We start from the raw sequence: 14,963 nt of genomic DNA on the forward strand, positions 1-14,963 counted from the left end.
CAAGCTCCCAAGCGTCTATCTCCAAGCAAGACAATCACTTTCTAGTGCCGAATGGATAGCCCAAATTCTCTATACTTTAAATAGGAGCTTCAGCGAACGTGAACGGGAAGTTCCAGGCCACCAGACCGGCAGTCATGCCGCAGATCTTGAGGTCCAAAGCTAACTCTAATCTTTTGAAGATTTTGCGCAATAAAGTACGGGGGACGGGATGACGGTAAATACCAGTGTGGAAGACACCGCAGGGAACGGGCTCACCATCGGCGTGCTGGCACTTCAGGGAGCCTACGACGCCCATGCCAACGTTCTCCGCCAGCTTGGTGCCACCCCAAAGCTCGTCCGGCTCCCTTCCGACCTCGAAGGTATCGATGGCTTGGTGATGCCTGGAGGCGAGTCCACCACAATGCTCCGGTTCCTTGAGCAGCGGGGCTTCTTCGATATCCTCAAAGACTTCGTCCACGCCACCCCGACCTTCGGAACATGTGCCGGAGTCATCCTGCTGGCCACCGATGTCAGCAACCCCTCCCAGAAGTCGCTCGGAACGCTCGACGTTACCGTGGAGCGCAACTCCTATGGCCGCCAGATCGACTCGACCATCCTCCACTCCGAATCGAAGCTGCCAGGCGATCCCATCGAGATGGTCTTCATTCGCGCTCCCCGCATCACCCGCACCGGAGCCGCAGTTGAAATCCTCGCCACCCGCCAGAACGATCCCGTCCTCGTCCGGGAAGGCCACCTGCTCGCCGCCACCTTCCACCCCGAGCTGGGACACGATCCGCGCGTCCACCGCTACTTTCTCGATATGGTCGCGCAGCACAAAAGCAAGGCCGCGGCAGACTGAGATTCTTTCTCGAGCGACGCTCGGCCCTCTCCCGCTGCCCATCGGAACCGGCTAGCTTAGCCCCAGGCCCCCATCGACCGTCAGAAGTTGTCCGGTGATAAACGTGGGAGCAGAAGCAAAGAACAGGACCGCCGCGGCGACATCCTCCGCAGTACCGTTGCGCTGCATCGGAGTCTTGCGCGCGAAGTGTTCATAGGCCTCTTCGATCTCCCCCTGAACGATCATGCCCGGAGCGACGGCGTTCACGCTGACCTCAGGAGCCCACGCTTTCGCCATCGTCTCCGACAACATGTGCAGCGCCGCCTTCGACGTGCAGTAATGCCCGTGAGTCGCCCATGGATGCTGGCCGCCAAGAGAACCGATGTTCACAATGCGGCCTTCCACCTGCCGAAGATGAGGCAAAGCTGCTCGCGCAACCAGGAAGGGCGCCCGCGTGTTGGTCGCGAACATGCGATCCCACTGCTCCACTGAGATATCCTCGAGAGCTACAGACTCAAACATTCCTGCATTGTTGACGACGATATCCAGCCTGCCAAAGCGATCCGCAGTCTCGGCGACGGTTCGCTGAACGGCTTCGGGATCGCAGAGATCGCAACGGATCGCGACCGCTTGAACACCCTTGGCAATCAGGTCTCTTACTGTCTCCTGAGCCTCAGGCTGCGAAGAGCGATAGGTGATCGCAACGTTCGCTCCCTCTTCCGCGAGCGTGAGCGCAACTGTGCGGCCGATCCGCTTGGCCGCGCCAGTCACAAGAGCGGTCTTCCCGGCAAGACGTCCCATGCCGCGTCCGCCTATTGCTTCGGTGCCGGCTGCTGCGAGGAGTCGCTGGGAGAAGGCTGGGAGCTCTGCGGAGAGCTGCTCGAATCCGGCTTCTGTTCGGCCGACTTCGGACGAACCGGCTCCTGAACGCCCCACTTCCGCTCCGAAGGTGCGTCCGTGTTGTCGCGATACGAAGAGACCTGCTCCCGTGGGCGGAGCATCTCGATGGAGATATCTCTCGTCGCCTCATCCACCTGGTAGTCCTTCGCAAAGGTCGCGAAGCCGTTCGCAATTACCTGCACGCGCACCAACGATCCTGTGGGAATGATGTCGAGGGAAGCCTTGCCTTCGGGATCGGTCTTCACCTCAAGATTGCCGATGTCTTTCCCGTCCTTATAGGGATTGAAAATGACAGCCGCATTCATGATCGGTTTGCCGTTGTACTTCTTACTAACCTGCACTGTGATCTTTGAGGTCTCTGGCGGCGGCTTGTACTTGCGCCCCTTACGAACAGGAGAGTCCTGCGCGAGCAGGCTAGAAGCAGCCAGGACAGCCGTGACACAGACAGGGACGAGGCGAAACAGAACCTTGCGACGGGACAACATCATGGCACATATTTTACCTCTCCCGAGGAGCCGTTGTAACGGCTCAAGAACTGACCGCCTACCCTCGTAAGTCTCGAAGATCCAGGACCCTTCGCCTCATTCCACAAGCTTGCGTGACTTTCACTCACATTTCATCTTCGATAGTTGACACCAGTAGCACCGGTGCCCTATCGTTAGCAATCGGAGGCATCGAGTGCTAATCGCCTACAAGGCAGACCGGTAGGCGATTCTCCCCTGGGCCCAACGGGGAGGCAGCGATGGCAATTCCAAAAGCTTGCATCAGTCGGAGGCGGAAACTCCCGCCTTGGCACGTGATGCGTGATTACAACCCGGCCAGAGATTTTCTGTCCGGAAATACATGCAACAAGGAGAGGTAAGTAATGGCGAAGACATTCACACCGCTACACGATCGCATTCTGGTCCGCCGCGTCGAAGAGGGCGAAACCCTTCGCGGCGGCATCATCATCCCTGACTCCGCCAAGGAGAAGCCGCAGCAGGGCGAAGTCATCTCGGTCGGTAAGGGCAAGTCCAACGACGAAGGCAAGGTCTTCCCGCTCGACGTCCAGGCAGGCGACCAGATCCTCTTCGGCAAGTACTCGGGCACCGAGATCAAGCTCGAAGGCGAAGAGTTCCTGATCATGCGCGAAGAAGAAGTCCTCGGCATCCTCAAGTAATCCTGCGCGGACGGCGAAAGGCGCCTTTGGCGCATTCATCGCCGGAATGAAGAGATCGCCTCAAAGAGCAGATCGATCGCTTTGAAGCCTCGAGGAACACTCTTCAGCCGCAACAAGTTTTGTTAAGCACACGGCTTCAGCCGTGTGAATCAGCAGATTCCCTGAAGGGGCTTCAGCCCCTGAGGTCAACTTCAAGAAAGCCGCTCACGAGCGGCGACAGGAGTAAGAAATGGCAAAGCAGATTCTGCATGGAGAAGATTCGCGTCAGGCGATCCTGCGTGGCGTTAACACGCTGGCCGACGCAGTGAAGGTCACACTTGGCCCGAAGGGCCGCAACGTCGTCATCGAGAAGAAGTTCGGCTCGCCCACGATCACCAAGGACGGCGTCACCGTCGCCAAGGAGATCGAGCTCGGCAACAGCCTCGAGAACATGGGCGCGCAGATGGTGCGTGAGGTTGCTTCGAAGACCTCGGACGTCGCTGGCGACGGAACCACCACCGCCACCGTTCTGGCTCAGGCTATCTACCGCGAGGGCGTGAAGACCGTGGCTGCCGGCGCAAACCCGATGGCGCTGAAGCGCGGCATCGACAAGGCTGTTGAGGCCATCATCGGCAAGCGGGATGAGCACGGCGTTGTGCAGGGCGGCGCTCTCTCCAAGCTGTCGAAGCCCGTCTCCGGCGACATGATCGCCCAGGTCGGAACTATCTCGGCCAACTCGGATGCGCAGATCGGCACCATCATCGCTGAGGCCATGAAGAAGGTCGGCAAGGATGGCGTCATCACCGTTGAAGAGTCGCGCACCATGGAGACTCAGCTCGACGTCGTTGAAGGTATGCAGTTCGATCGCGGCTACCTCTCGCCCTACTTCGTCACCGACGCAGAGCGCATGGAAGCTGCTCTCGAAAACCCCTACATCCTCATCTATGAGAAGAAGATCTCCTCGATGAAGGACCTGCTCCCCATGCTCGAGCAGATTGCCCGCACCGCCAAGCCGCTCATCATCATCGCTGAGGATGTAGACGGTGAGGCTCTGGCGACCCTGGTCGTCAACAAGCTGCGCGGCACGCTGAACGTCGCTGCGGTCAAGGCACCCGGCTTCGGCGATCGCCGCAAGGCGATGCTGCAGGATATCGCGATCCTCACCGGTGGCAAGGCCATCACCGAGGACCTCGGCATCAAGCTCGAGTCCGTCAAGATTGAGGACCTGGGCACCGCCAAGCGCGTCACCATCGACAAGGACAACACCACCATTGTCGACGGCGGCGGAAAGGGCGGCGAGATCGAGGGCCGCGTGAAGGAGATTCGCGCGCAGATCGACAAGACCACCTCTGACTACGACCGTGAGAAGCTCCAGGAGCGTCTCGCCAAGCTGGTCGGCGGAGTTGCCGTCATCAAGGTCGGTGCAGCTACCGAGACCGAGATGAAGGAGAAGAAGGCTCGTGTTGAGGACGCAATGCACGCGACCCGCGCGGCTGTCGAAGAGGGCATCGTCCCCGGCGGCGGCGTTGCGCTGATCCGCGCAACTTCGGCTGTCGATGAGGTCGTCAAGAGCCTCGAGGGTGACGAGAAGATCGGTGCCAACATCATTCGTCGCGCCATCGAAGAGCCCCTTCGCATGATCGTCTCCAACGCCGGCGAAGAGGGTGCTGTCGTGATCGGCAAGATCCACGAATCGAAGGAACCCAACTTCGGCTACAACGCCGGAACGGGCGCCTACGAGGACCTGGTAAAGGCTGGCGTCATCGATCCGACCAAGGTCACCCGCACTGCCCTGCAGAATGCGGCGTCGATCGCTGGTCTGATGCTCACCACCGAGGCTATGATCTCCGAGATTCCGGAGAAGAAGGAAGCCCCGGCCGGTGGACACAACCACGGCGGCGGTATGGACGGCATGTACTAGACCTTCGCGGACGGCGAAAGCCGCCCACTAGGCGCAAAAACAGAAAAGGGCCTCGGAGAATCTCTCCGGGGCCTTTCTTCTTTGGGCGTCAGTCTTTATTCTGGTGCCCGAAAGAAATCCTCGGAAAACGGAGCTGGCTGGCATGACGATCTCCCGTAGAGAATTTTCAAAGATGAGTGCTCTCGGCCTGGCGGCCCATACGTTTTCTTCGCTTCCGCTCGTTGGGCAGAGCCCTGCGAAGAAGATCGGCTACTGCGTCATTGGCCTCGGCCGCATCGCCGACCATCACATGCGCGGCATCGCACAGGGCTCAACCTCGACGGTCACCGGACTGGTCAGCGGACATCGCGATAAAGCAGAAAAGATCGCTGCGCAGTATGGCGTGCCGAAGGAGTCGATCTACGGCTACGAGGACATGGATCGCATCCGCGAGAACAAAGCGATCGACGCAGTCATCGTCTGTCTGCCGAACAGCATGCATGCGGAATATACGATTCGCTCAGCCAAGGCTGGCAAGCATGTGCTCTGTGAAAAGCCCATGGCGGTCTCGGTTGCGGAGTGCGAGCAGATGATTGCGGCCTGCAAGGCGGCTGACGTAAAGCTGATGATTGCGTATCGGATGCACTTCGAGCCCTACACGTTGAAGACCATCGAGATGATCAGGTCGGGCGCATTGGGCAGCGTGCAGGCGATCGACAGCGCCAATGGCTTCAACATCGCGAAGGGCGAGTGGAGAACCCAGCGTGCGCTCGCCGGTGGAGGCCCGTTGATGGACGTCGGCATCTACTGCCTGAACGCTACTCGCTACCTGACCGGCGAAGAACCCGTCGCCTTTACGGCTGTGGCCACCTCGAACAAGAACGACGAACGTTTCATCGATATCGAAGAGAATCTCTCCTGGACGATGCGCTTCCCTTCCGGCACGGTCGCAAGTTGCTCGACCACCTATGGTGCGCAGATGCCCAGCTACGCCAAGGTATTTGGCTCGAACGGCTGGCTTGAGTTCGACAACTTCAACTACGAGGGCCAGCATCTCACGGCATCGTTCAGGAAGGATCGCAACGGTCCTGCGACGAAGATCGATGAAGCTTCAACCTTGCATGATCCCAGCCAGTTCGTCGATCAGGTGGATCATTTCTCCAAATGCATTCTCCAGAACCAGCGCCCCTCGACCCCCGGCGAAGAGGGTCTGAGGGACATTCGCTATATCGAATCGATCTACAAGGCTGCCGGGCTCAACCTCGGTTAGAGGCAGACTGAGATCCGGTAATACGGGTGCCGGGACGAACGTAGCGCGGAGCCTGGAGCTTGGTTGCTGGCAGTGTCGTCGAGAACTTCAGCTCCACGAGATCGCGCGACTTCGCAGGGGCAGGGAAGGTTGCAACAAAGCTCTCGGAGATCGACTTACGGAACTTGTCGAAGAAGGGCGTCAGAGAGACAGGATTTCCAAGTCCCTGGAAGTAGCCCTGGCCTCCGGTCTCGTCGGCTACTTTGGCCAGATAGCTCTGACCGCTGAAGCTGGCGTTTCCTCCGCGGATCCCGGCATCGCCATAGTAGATGGAGTAGACGGGCACTCCCGCGCTCTGGGCATCGCGGATCGCGGTGTCGACGTACACGCTGTTCTGGTTCATAGGGCTGACACTGCCGTTATATGGATCGACGCCATTGGTGATCATGAGGACGAACCGCGCCTTCGCAGGAAGCATGGAACCCTGTGCGCTTGAACCCTCGGCGCTGCCCGGCCAATGCTTCACAAAGTCGGAGAGGCAGAAGTAGGGACTGGCGCTGAGTCCCGGCGAACCCAGCGGAATTCTGAGACTCGCTGCCGCTGCCTTGAGATCGGTGGTGAAGGGCTGCTGCGCGACGACGCGTCCGTTCTGCATGTATCCAACGAGAACCTCGGTGCCCTGCGGTAAGGAGCTGATGAAGTTCTTGATGTCAGAGAACTGGCGACCGATGGAGCTTCGGAGGCCATCATCGATCAGGAGGGCGACCTGGGTTCCGTTGGGTTTGACCGGCACGACGGCCGTGAGCTGGGTTTCGTGGTTATTTACCCGCGCCTTGAGGGTCTCCGTCGTCAGCTGCTGGGGTGATTTCGAGTTGACGGTGACGATAGCCTGGGTCGAGGGCCCCTCCTGAGCAAGGACGAAGAGGGGGGAGGCAAAAAGTGTAGTCGCAAAGAGCAGTTTTCCGAGGGTCATGTGTTTCGACTTCCTTCCTCCTTGTTAGACGCTTTTTGCTGTCCTGTGACTCGGTCCCCTCCCCTATATTTTGCGCAAAGTATTCGAATATCGTGACTTAAGCCCGGACTTGCTGCTCGTATGCCGCTCAAGACGTTGCCCTGCTCTCAGTTGAGCGTGGCGATAAAGGCATTCATCTCCCGCAACACATCCGCCTCATTGGAGATGAAGACGTAGTGCTGTGCATTGGGGATGCGCACCACATGCGCCGAGGGTACCTGCCGCTCGAAGGCTACCGCCTGCTGCTCGGTACTGCGATTGTTGGATTCGATAAAGGCGGCGCGAGCCTTGGGATTGTCCTTGAACGCGTTGCCAATGTCGTGCGGGTCGGCGAAGATCGCCAGAACGGGAGCCTTGATCGTCGTGAACTTCGTCACTCCGCCGATGATGGCAGCGCCTGCTGGCGGAGGTTTGGGTCCACCCCCGGCTGGAGGAGGCGGAGGAGGAGGCATATCTTTCATCTGCTCCTGCTGGAAGGCCACCTCTTTCTCGACCCGGACGAGATTCTCATGCAACTCGGCGAGGAATTTATTCTGATCCTGGGGCATCTTGCCGGGGGCCATTCTCTCCAGTTGCTCCCGAAGCACTTTCATATCGATCACAGCGGCTCCGTTGACCTCGTCGTAGAGCGCATAGGAATATCCGGCGTCGAGATAGATCAGCCCAGCCACCCTCTCCGGATGGCTGTTTCCGACGTAGCTCAGCTCTTCGCCCGCGACTGAATGACCCGCGAGCACGGGTTTCTCCAGATGGAGCGCATCGAGGACCGCGATTACGTCCTCCCCCATGCGCTCCGCCGCATAGTTATTCCCCTCCGGCGAAGGCTTGCTCGATTCGCCGAATCCGCGACGGGTTATTCCGTATACGTGATATTTGTCGGTCAACTTTTGCGCGAACTTGTCGAAGATGTGCGCATCGTTGCCGAGACCAGTCAGCAGAACCAGAGGCCGCCCAGTGCCTCCCCAGTCCAGCACCTCCAGCTTTACGTCCTTCTCGACGGTCACAAACTGGACAGTATGCGGAGATGCGTCGATCTTCCATGCAGTCTGCGGAGTCGCGCGCTCAAGGTTCAGCGGCTTCGCCGTTCCCTGCGTCATGGTTCCCGCGATCGTCTTGCCGTCCGGGCTCATCCTGCCTTCATATGTGGCATGAAATGCATCAACTGTAAACTTCAGGATCGAATCCGCGAAGGAGACGGTCGTCATGCCTGCCGGGGTAGGCGTCTGATCGATGCTGTAGGCCTTGCCGTGCAGGGCTCCGTCGCTTCCCTTCTCGATCTGGAGCACGACCCGGAGCTGCTGCTTCTCCCCGCTGACCGTTCCCTGCCAGGTTCCTGCGACATCCTGCGCATGAAGCGCACCCGCCACCGCGAAGATCCCTACTGCCGTCCAAGCCAGACCCATCCTGCAGGTTTTCATCCCGTTCTCTCTCCTGAACAGCGCTTTTTTGACCTGTTTATTTGTTCGGCCACCATGCGTGGAGGGAGGCGGCCATGTTTCCTATATGGCTCAGCAGCCAACCGTGATCGGCCCCGTGAACGCCCCGAGACGCGTCGAGGATCCAGAGAACCTCGGGGAGAACGATAATTCCGAGTCCAAGTCCGAAGTAGAAGATGGCCATCATCGCCTGGGCTATCCTCTGCGCAGGCAATGCAGACTCGATCTCGACGTAGTAGCCACTGGGTGCAAACTGCTCACTCGGCGTTCTCAAGCGCCGCACGACGAGGGAACGGGCGGCATCCATGAAGAGCGCCCTGGCATTGCCTCTGCTCAACTCTTCGTCGAAGATCCATAGCATCTCGTCGCCAAACTCGCTTCGGAACGAGGCCGGGTAGAGGCGGATCATGCCACGATAGGCGATGCGCAGAATGGTCTTCATGCGTTGCGTGGTCTCCTCTCTCTGAGCCGCGACTGAGCCGTTGCAATCACGTCCCGCAGACGGTCGACCTCTTCCTTCAGAACCTCGCGGCCCGCAGACGTCATCCGATAAAACCTCCGCTCTTCATCCTTTGGCAGCGCCGAGCGCGGGACATCGATTACAAGCTTCTGGTCCATCAATTTCTTGAGATTGTCGTAGAGCGTTCCCGGCCCAAGCCGATAGCTTCCCTGAGACTGCCGTGCAATCTCCTGAATAATGCCGTAGCCGTGGAGATCCTCGCTCGCGAGTGCGAGAAGGATGTGAAGCGTCGCCGCAGAGAGAGGGGCGTTGGAAGAGTTCTTCATAATCGGATTCCGACTATATCGGGAACCGATGGAAGGTGCAAGCGTTTGTTTTATCTGGTGAACCGGAGATGGATGTTAGCTCCGCATACGGCTGCAGAACTGGTGGCCAACCAGCTACCTGCTTGACTCCAGTGTCGCGAATGACAAAGAGGCTCCGTGGATAACGAACCCGGGTCGGCGGGGGAAACTCTATTCACGAAGCCTCTTTACTTTCACTCTCTATTTTAGAAGATCGAGCGAAACGTATCGGCACGCCATAAGTGCTGTATTCTCCGGCGGTTCGAGCGCTCCCGGGCTTGACAGGATCTTCTAGTCGCCTCCAACCCTGACCTTGAGTCCGGTGCGGAAGGTGAAAGGGAGCGACGGATAGCCGATGGGTCCGATGTGCTGCTGCGAGAGGAGATTGTTCAACTCGGCGAAGACAGAGACCCGATGCGTCGCAGCATAGGTGCCGTAGGCGTCGAGCTTCGCGTAGCCGTAGTCGAGATTGCGATTAGGCAGCAGCAGGGTGTTGTCGCCATTTACGTCGGAGTAGGAGAGGAAGGTGGAGTCGTCGGCGCGGCTGGAGAAGGCTCCTTTGAGCGCTGCCGAGAATTTGGTGGTCGTGTACTGCGCGGCGAAGAAGCCGGTCTGGGGAGGACGCCGGAAGGGTCGCTGTCCGACGAGTGGGTAGGAGGATCCGATGGGGATTCCGGGGAGGTTCGGGTTCTCCGTGGCGGTTCCGTTGGCTGCAGCGTCGGTTGAGAACGACTGCTCGACAAGTGAGTCCAGATAGGTATAGCCGCCGCGCAGCAGGATGCGGGGAACGGGTGCATACTGCAGCTCGCCTTCGAAGCCTTCCGCACGATATGCAAGGGTGTTCAGGAGCGCTCCGAAGAGCTGCGCCTTGGTGGTATCGATCCCGAAGACGGTCTTCAGGGTGCCCGAGTCCACATAGTCCAGCTGGTGGCTGAACTGGTTGTGGAAGTAGCCGGCCTTGAGGATGAGCTTCTGGCCGTAGATGTTTTGATCGACACCGATATCGTAGGTTCGCGAGCGAAGGGCCTGCACGGGACGAACGTTGTATGCGGTGATCAGGTCCGTCGCTCCAGCTTCAACGAGCTGGGTGTAGAGCGAGTTGAATTCGGCCGAGAGCGAGGGTTCCTGCACGCCGGTGGCGGCGTTAGCCCGGACCTTGGTTCCCTGCATGAATCCACTGCCCGGCCGAACCGCGATCCAGGCGAGGCCGAAGCGGGGAGTCCCAGCGGTCCCGAAGAGATCGTTGCGCTCGATGGCTCCGCCGAGCGAGTAGAAGACACGGTTGAGGATGTCACCCTGAAACTGGAGCGTGTACTGATAGTTGGTGCGCTTGGTCTTGTCGTTGCTGAAGGAGCTGTTCGAGGAACCGCGCTCGTCTTCGTAGCGGAAACCGAAGAGACCGATGAAGTGGGGCGAGAAGGTGTAGTCGGATTGGAAGTAGAGCTCGTCACGCAATGAAGAGAGGTCATTTGCCGCGGGGTAGATGCCGCCGTAGTTGATGGCGGCGCGGCCGGTGGCGCTGTAGCCGTTTGCTCCCTTGATGGTAACGGTGTTGCCGAAGTAGGTATCGAAACCGAAGACAGGGATATTCTCCCCGACGGGATAGAACTGGACAAGCTGCTCGCGCTTGCGGGCGATGCCGTAGCGAACGAGGTTGTGCCAGTTGCGATGCCGGTTCTCGATGGTCGCACCGGAGTAGAGATCCTGATCGGCCTGCTTGCCTGCGGCGGAGATGCCAAAGAAGTCGTGAGCGTTGGGAACTCCGGTGGCCGAGACCGCGTTGCGGATGGTGAAGCGAAGCGGCGTATTTGCAGTTATGTTGTAGCCGATATTTGCGGCGCTGGTGGACACATGGTAGCGGTCCATGGGGAGCGAATTGGAGGAGTCGAAGCGCGAGAAGGCTCCGTAGTAGTCCAGTCGATTGTGGGCACCGCCAACCGTCACTTCGTTGCGCCAGGTGTGGAAGTTTCCTGCGTCCCCGGTGTAGTTGAGGATGGGCCGAAGCGTGGCTCCTCGAGGCGTGCTGAAGTTGACCACGGAGGCTCCGGCGTCAGAGCCATAGAGCACGCTGTTGGGTCCACGATACAGCTCAAATCCATCGAGCGCGGTGGAGGAGACGGTCCCGAAGTCGAAGCGTCCGCCGACATCCTCGGAGGTGACGCCGTCGATCATGACCTTGTTGGCGTCGGAGTTTCCGCCACGCACGAAGAGCGAACCGACGCCGCCATACTGTCCACTGAGGACGACGTTGACTCCGGGAGACTGGCGGAGATCATCGACGATGCCGACGCGGGTCTGGAGTGCGGTAAACGGGATGAGATTGATGGCCGAGCTGGCCTGCTGAATGGGCGTCGGGATTCCGGTCGCCGTGACGGTGACCTGTGCCGTAACGGAAGCGATCTCAAGAGTCACGTTGCGAGTGACGATGTCGGTGCGGCCGCCGTAGAAGCTCTGACCGATGCCGGGAGTGAAGGTAGCGGCAGAGGTCAGCAGGAGGAATCGTCCGGAGCCGGTGCTGCGGATCTCAAACGAGCCGTCGGACGCGCTGAGCCCCGAGCCAGCGACGTTTTTGCCCTGGATAAGCTGAACCCGGGCTCCGGGGACCGCGGCGCCGAGCGGATCGGTGACTGTTCCGCGAACGATGACGGCGTGCGAGGAGACCGCGCCGAAGAGGGAGAACGCTAAAAGAAGAACAAGGCGGAAGACGGGCGGGACCGCAGACGGGCGCGCGGATGCGTACATGAAGGTTGACTCCTCGTTCCCCCCTCGGGAACGTGGCTGCTGTGCGACAACGAAACCGGTCTCCTGACTGTCGCGTTCCATGTTGCCTTCGACGGCTGTTCCCTTCCCGAGGATATGTCAGTGGGAGTGAGCCAGGCAGCATTCACAAGCGTCATGTGACGAGTGTGCGCGAATCACAGTTGCGGGGCAGTGGCGGATTCTCACCGCGCTTCCCGAGCATTTCATTGCGGTACAAGGTGAAAGAAAACGGCACGACAGCCGGGCGAATGGATGTGGCCGCAGGTATAGAGCGTGTCTCTCAAGTTTGCGGTATTCGCGAGCCCTAAGTCAAAAGAGACGAAGCGGAGCTTAGTGATCCGTCGAGAGGGGAGAGAATTTCTTGGTATCTTCCAGCGCAAAGCGGCCAAGTTCGAATGGATGCGAAGTCTGTGGCTTGCTGTAGATGGGATCCGCGGGATAGGGTGCAGTTGAAAACGTGGGAAAGGCCCAGATACGACCATTCCGGAGATCGACGACAACCTTTGCGTAGACGGTGATCTGCTGGCTGTTATCAGGAGCTCGAACGAGAAATGTGCCGGGCTCGAAGTAGTAGTCCGTATCGGAAGACTGGGCCAGGACAGGCTCGGGAGTTCGCAGTGGACGCAGGACGAGGGCTAGAAGAACAAGCACGATGGCTGCGAGAAGAACGTTGGTGGTTCTAAGAGTGCTCATTCCGAGGGAAAACTCCTTTGCGATGGCGTCTGGAGAGGTCGAGGTCTCGCCGGGTGCGCCGTCTGTTCAAGACGTCTTCATTATTCGCGAGAAACAGCAGGCAGCGGTTTATATTTCCTTCACGCTCCCGGAGCATCTTTTAAGCTGCGACGACGGAAGGTTATCCCGGAGGAACGAAAAATGATAGAGGTCAGGGGTGAGAAGCGTCAGGGGATGAGCAGTAGCTTCCCTGTCGTCTTGCGGCCTTCGAGATCTCGATGCGCGTGAGCAGCATCGGCGAGCGGATAGACGTGCTCGATCCGGAGGTTCAGCTTGCCATGCTCAATCTGACGGAAGATATCGGCGGTACGCTGGTCGAGCTCTTCGCGAGTCGCGATGTAATCCTTCAGCGTCGGGCGCGTGACGTAGAGCGAACCCATCTGCGAGAGGCGGATGAGGTCAAAGGGAGGTACGGCTCCGCTGGAGGCACCGAAGAGCACCACCGTTCCCCGGCGGCGAAGGACGGAGAGCGATTTCTCGAAGGTGGTCTTGCCGACAGAGTCATAGACGGCGTGCAGACCGCCGGGAGCAAGTCGCTTGACGGCTTCAGCGAAGTCCTCCTGGGTGTAGAGGATGACCTCATCGGCCCCCGCAGCGCGGGAGAGCCCAGCCTTCTCATCGTTGGAGACGGTCGTCAGGACCCGGGCTCCGAGCGACTTGGCGATCTGGGTGAGCAGGAGGCCGACGCCTCCGGCTCCGGCATGGATGAGGACCTCGTCTCCTGACCGGATGGGATAGCTTGAGTGAGCGAGATAATGAGCGGTCATGCCCTGCAGCATGGCAGCGGCCGCCTGCTGGGAGGTAACGGCCGCGGGAACGTGGACGAGCAGCTCGACCGGAGCGACGGCCAGCTGTGCGTAGGTTCCCGGGAAGGTGGTCCAGGCGACGCGGTCGCCGACTTTGAAGCCGCTGGACGAGGTCTCATCGCCAAGCGAGACGATCGTACCGGCGGCCTCCTGGCCGAGCGTGTAGGGCAGGGTCGCGGGGTAACGACCCTCGCGCAGGTAGGTGTCGATAAAGTTGACGCCCGAAGCTTCAATGCGAATGAGCGCCTGCCCCGGCCCCGGAGTGGGGGTGGGGAGATCGATAAACTGGAGAACTTCAGGGCCGCCGTGCTGGAAGATCTGTATCGCCTGCATGGGTGATTCGATGCCTCTCGTCACAATTTGTTTCAAGAGGATAGCAGGCGATACCAGGAGAAGAGATTACTGCAGCAGGCTCTCTTCCGAACGAAGCCGCAGGATGCGGTCAACGGCGTAAGGAGCGCGGTGCGATGCAGTATGGAAGTGGCGCACCTGCAGTTCCCCAAGAAGACCGATGCCGATCATCTGGACGCCTGCGAGAATCAGTACCCCTGCAACGACGAAGAGCGGGCCATGCAGATCCATCACGGGCTGAGCAGTGAGCACCTTGAGGATGAGAAGCCAGACCGCAAGAGCCGATCCTGTGAACGCGCTGAGCGCACCGATGGTTCCAAAGAAGTGCAGCGGCCGCGTCATGTACTTCAACAGGAAGCGAATCGTAAGCAGGTCGAAGAAGACGCGGAAGGTGCGCGAGATGCCATAGTGGCTCTTTCCGAACTGGCGGCTCGGATTGGAGATGGGAATCTCGCAGATACTGGCGCCATACCAGGAGGCCAGGGCCGGGATGAAACGATGCATCTCACCGTAGAGCGGAATGTTGTGAATGACCTCACGGCGATATGCCTTGAAGGTAGTACCGAAGTCGTGAATATTGACTCCGCTGAGCGTCGCCATCAGCCAGTTGGCAGCACGCGAGGGGATACGCCGCATGATGAAGTTGTCGCCGCGCTGCGCGCGCCATCCACTGACGACGTCGTAGCCCTCTTCGAGCTTCGACAGAAAGTTGGGAATCTCGTCCGGAGAGTGCTGCAGATCGCCGTCCATGGCGAGGATGAAGTCGCCCTGCGCGTGGTCGAAACCGGCTGCAAGAGCGGAGGTCTGGCCGAAGTTCCGGCGCAGCTTGATCACAAGCACGCGCGAATCGACCGCCGCGATCTCTTCCAGCAGACGATAGGTGCGGTCGCGGGAGCCATCATCGACAAAGACGAGTTCAAAGCTCTCGCCAATCTGCTCCATCACCGCCTTCAGGCGGTCGTAGAGAGTTGTGACATTGTCTTCTTCGTTATGAAAAGGGACGACGATAGAGTATTTCGGCACATATTGATGATACTCCCGAATGAAACCATAGTGAC

14 protein-coding genes and 1 riboswitch are annotated in these 14,963 nt (G+C 59.4%); of the genes, 4 read left to right on the top strand and 10 right to left on the bottom strand.

Translation table 11 applies throughout. The features are described from left to right. Positions 1–208: 208 nt before the first annotated feature. Positions 209–838, top strand: a complete 630-nt coding sequence (pdxT, locus tag JAO29_RS08160) for a pyridoxal 5'-phosphate synthase glutaminase subunit PdxT (protein WP_334267704.1) — start codon at positions 209–211, stop codon at positions 836–838. Positions 839–889: 51 nt separating this feature from the next. Here pdxT and JAO29_RS08165 read toward each other — a convergent pair whose 3' ends face one another. Continuing rightward, complete coding sequence (locus JAO29_RS08165) at positions 890–1,618, bottom strand: SDR family NAD(P)-dependent oxidoreductase (RefSeq protein ID WP_334267706.1); 729 nt, start codon at positions 1,616–1,618, stop codon at positions 890–892. Positions 1,619–1,629: 11 nt separating this feature from the next. Beyond that, positions 1,630–2,205 carry a hypothetical protein gene (locus JAO29_RS08170; protein WP_334267707.1) on the bottom strand — a complete coding sequence of 192 codons (576 nt, stop codon included), beginning with the start codon at positions 2,203–2,205 and terminating at the stop codon, positions 1,630–1,632. A gap of 377 nt (positions 2,206–2,582) precedes the next feature. Here JAO29_RS08170 and JAO29_RS08175 point away from each other — a divergent pair, with 377 nt between their 5' ends. The 3 genes from JAO29_RS08175 (at position 2,583) to JAO29_RS08185 (ending at position 6,025) form a co-directional block, all read left to right on the top strand. Further along, positions 2,583–2,876: a co-chaperone GroES gene (locus JAO29_RS08175; RefSeq protein ID WP_334267708.1), complete on the top strand. Its 294-nt coding sequence runs from the start codon at positions 2,583–2,585 to the stop codon at positions 2,874–2,876. Positions 2,877–3,105: 229 nt separating this feature from the next. Further along, on the top strand, positions 3,106–4,776 hold the full coding sequence (gene groL, locus JAO29_RS08180) for a chaperonin GroEL (protein WP_334267709.1): 1,671 nt from the start codon (positions 3,106–3,108) through the stop codon (positions 4,774–4,776). A 142-nt stretch (positions 4,777–4,918) separates the two neighbouring features. Further along, entirely contained in the window at positions 4,919–6,025 is a 1,107-nt protein-coding gene (locus tag JAO29_RS08185; RefSeq protein ID WP_334267710.1) for a Gfo/Idh/MocA family protein, read from the top strand. Here the strand turns inward: JAO29_RS08185 and JAO29_RS08190 are convergent. The 8 genes from JAO29_RS08190 to JAO29_RS08225 form a co-directional block, all read right to left on the bottom strand. Continuing rightward, positions 6,012–6,977, bottom strand: a complete 966-nt coding sequence (locus tag JAO29_RS08190; protein WP_334267711.1) for a hypothetical protein — start codon at positions 6,975–6,977, stop codon at positions 6,012–6,014. The two genes, JAO29_RS08185 and JAO29_RS08190, sit on opposite strands and share 14 nt — an antisense overlap. Before the next feature lie 146 nt (positions 6,978–7,123). Continuing rightward, positions 7,124–8,434 carry an alpha/beta fold hydrolase gene (locus JAO29_RS08195; protein ID WP_334267712.1) on the bottom strand — a complete coding sequence of 437 codons (1,311 nt, stop codon included), beginning with the start codon at positions 8,432–8,434 and terminating at the stop codon, positions 7,124–7,126. A gap of 37 nt (positions 8,435–8,471) precedes the next feature. Then, positions 8,472–8,894, bottom strand: coding sequence for a hypothetical protein (locus JAO29_RS08200; RefSeq protein ID WP_334267713.1), 423 nt, complete (start codon positions 8,892–8,894; stop codon positions 8,472–8,474). Next, positions 8,891–9,238 (bottom strand): PadR family transcriptional regulator, encoded by a 348-nt coding sequence (locus tag JAO29_RS08205; protein ID WP_334267714.1) that lies wholly within the window; start codon positions 9,236–9,238, stop codon positions 8,891–8,893. Before JAO29_RS08205 ends, JAO29_RS08200 begins: the two co-directional genes overlap by 4 nt. A 309-nt stretch (positions 9,239–9,547) precedes the next feature. Beyond that, positions 9,548–12,079, bottom strand: coding sequence for a TonB-dependent receptor (locus JAO29_RS08210; protein ID WP_442886343.1), 2,532 nt, complete (start codon positions 12,077–12,079; stop codon positions 9,548–9,550). Next, a riboswitch (cobalamin riboswitch) is annotated at positions 12,035–12,237 on the bottom strand. It overlaps the preceding gene by 45 nt. A gap of 109 nt (positions 12,238–12,346) precedes the next feature. After that, positions 12,347–12,709, bottom strand: coding sequence for a hypothetical protein (locus JAO29_RS08215; RefSeq protein WP_334267716.1), 363 nt, complete (start codon positions 12,707–12,709; stop codon positions 12,347–12,349). A gap of 206 nt (positions 12,710–12,915) precedes the next feature. Then, on the bottom strand, positions 12,916–13,887 hold the full coding sequence (locus tag JAO29_RS08220) for a quinone oxidoreductase family protein (RefSeq protein ID WP_334267717.1): 972 nt from the start codon (positions 13,885–13,887) through the stop codon (positions 12,916–12,918). 66 nt (positions 13,888–13,953) lie between these two features. After that, positions 13,954–14,928 carry a glycosyltransferase family 2 protein gene (locus JAO29_RS08225; RefSeq protein WP_334267718.1) on the bottom strand — a complete coding sequence of 325 codons (975 nt, stop codon included), beginning with the start codon at positions 14,926–14,928 and terminating at the stop codon, positions 13,954–13,956. Positions 14,929–14,963 lie beyond the last annotated feature (35 nt).

This window comes from Edaphobacter sp. HDX4, assembly GCF_036877565.1.
Classification (GTDB): Bacteria; Acidobacteriota; Terriglobia; order Terriglobales; family Acidobacteriaceae; genus Edaphobacter.

Bases quoted from the DNA above. Each gene is read 5' to 3' on its own strand.
- JAO29_RS08185 (WP_334267710.1), top strand. From the start codon at position 4,919: ATGACGATCTCCCGTAGAGAATTTTCAAAGATGAGTGCTCTCGGCCTG.
- JAO29_RS08200 (WP_334267713.1), bottom strand. From the start codon at position 8,894: ATGAAGACCATTCTGCGCATCGCCTATCGTGGCATGATCCGCCTCTAC.
- JAO29_RS08215 (WP_334267716.1), bottom strand. From the start codon at position 12,709: ATGAGCACTCTTAGAACCACCAACGTTCTTCTCGCAGCCATCGTGCTT.
- JAO29_RS08165 (WP_334267706.1), bottom strand. From the start codon at position 1,618: ATGGGACGTCTTGCCGGGAAGACCGCTCTTGTGACTGGCGCGGCCAAG.
- JAO29_RS08170 (WP_334267707.1), bottom strand. From the start codon at position 2,205: ATGATGTTGTCCCGTCGCAAGGTTCTGTTTCGCCTCGTCCCTGTCTGT.
- pdxT (WP_334267704.1), top strand. From the start codon at position 209: ATGACGGTAAATACCAGTGTGGAAGACACCGCAGGGAACGGGCTCACC.
- JAO29_RS08210 (WP_442886343.1), bottom strand. From the start codon at position 12,079: ATGGAACGCGACAGTCAGGAGACCGGTTTCGTTGTCGCACAGCAGCCA.
- JAO29_RS08175 (WP_334267708.1), top strand. From the start codon at position 2,583: ATGGCGAAGACATTCACACCGCTACACGATCGCATTCTGGTCCGCCGC.
- JAO29_RS08205 (WP_334267714.1), bottom strand. From the start codon at position 9,238: ATGAAGAACTCTTCCAACGCCCCTCTCTCTGCGGCGACGCTTCACATC.
- JAO29_RS08220 (WP_334267717.1), bottom strand. From the start codon at position 13,887: ATGCAGGCGATACAGATCTTCCAGCACGGCGGCCCTGAAGTTCTCCAG.
- JAO29_RS08195 (WP_334267712.1), bottom strand. From the start codon at position 8,434: ATGAAAACCTGCAGGATGGGTCTGGCTTGGACGGCAGTAGGGATCTTC.
- JAO29_RS08190 (WP_334267711.1), bottom strand. From the start codon at position 6,977: ATGACCCTCGGAAAACTGCTCTTTGCGACTACACTTTTTGCCTCCCCC.
- groL (WP_334267709.1), top strand. From the start codon at position 3,106: ATGGCAAAGCAGATTCTGCATGGAGAAGATTCGCGTCAGGCGATCCTG.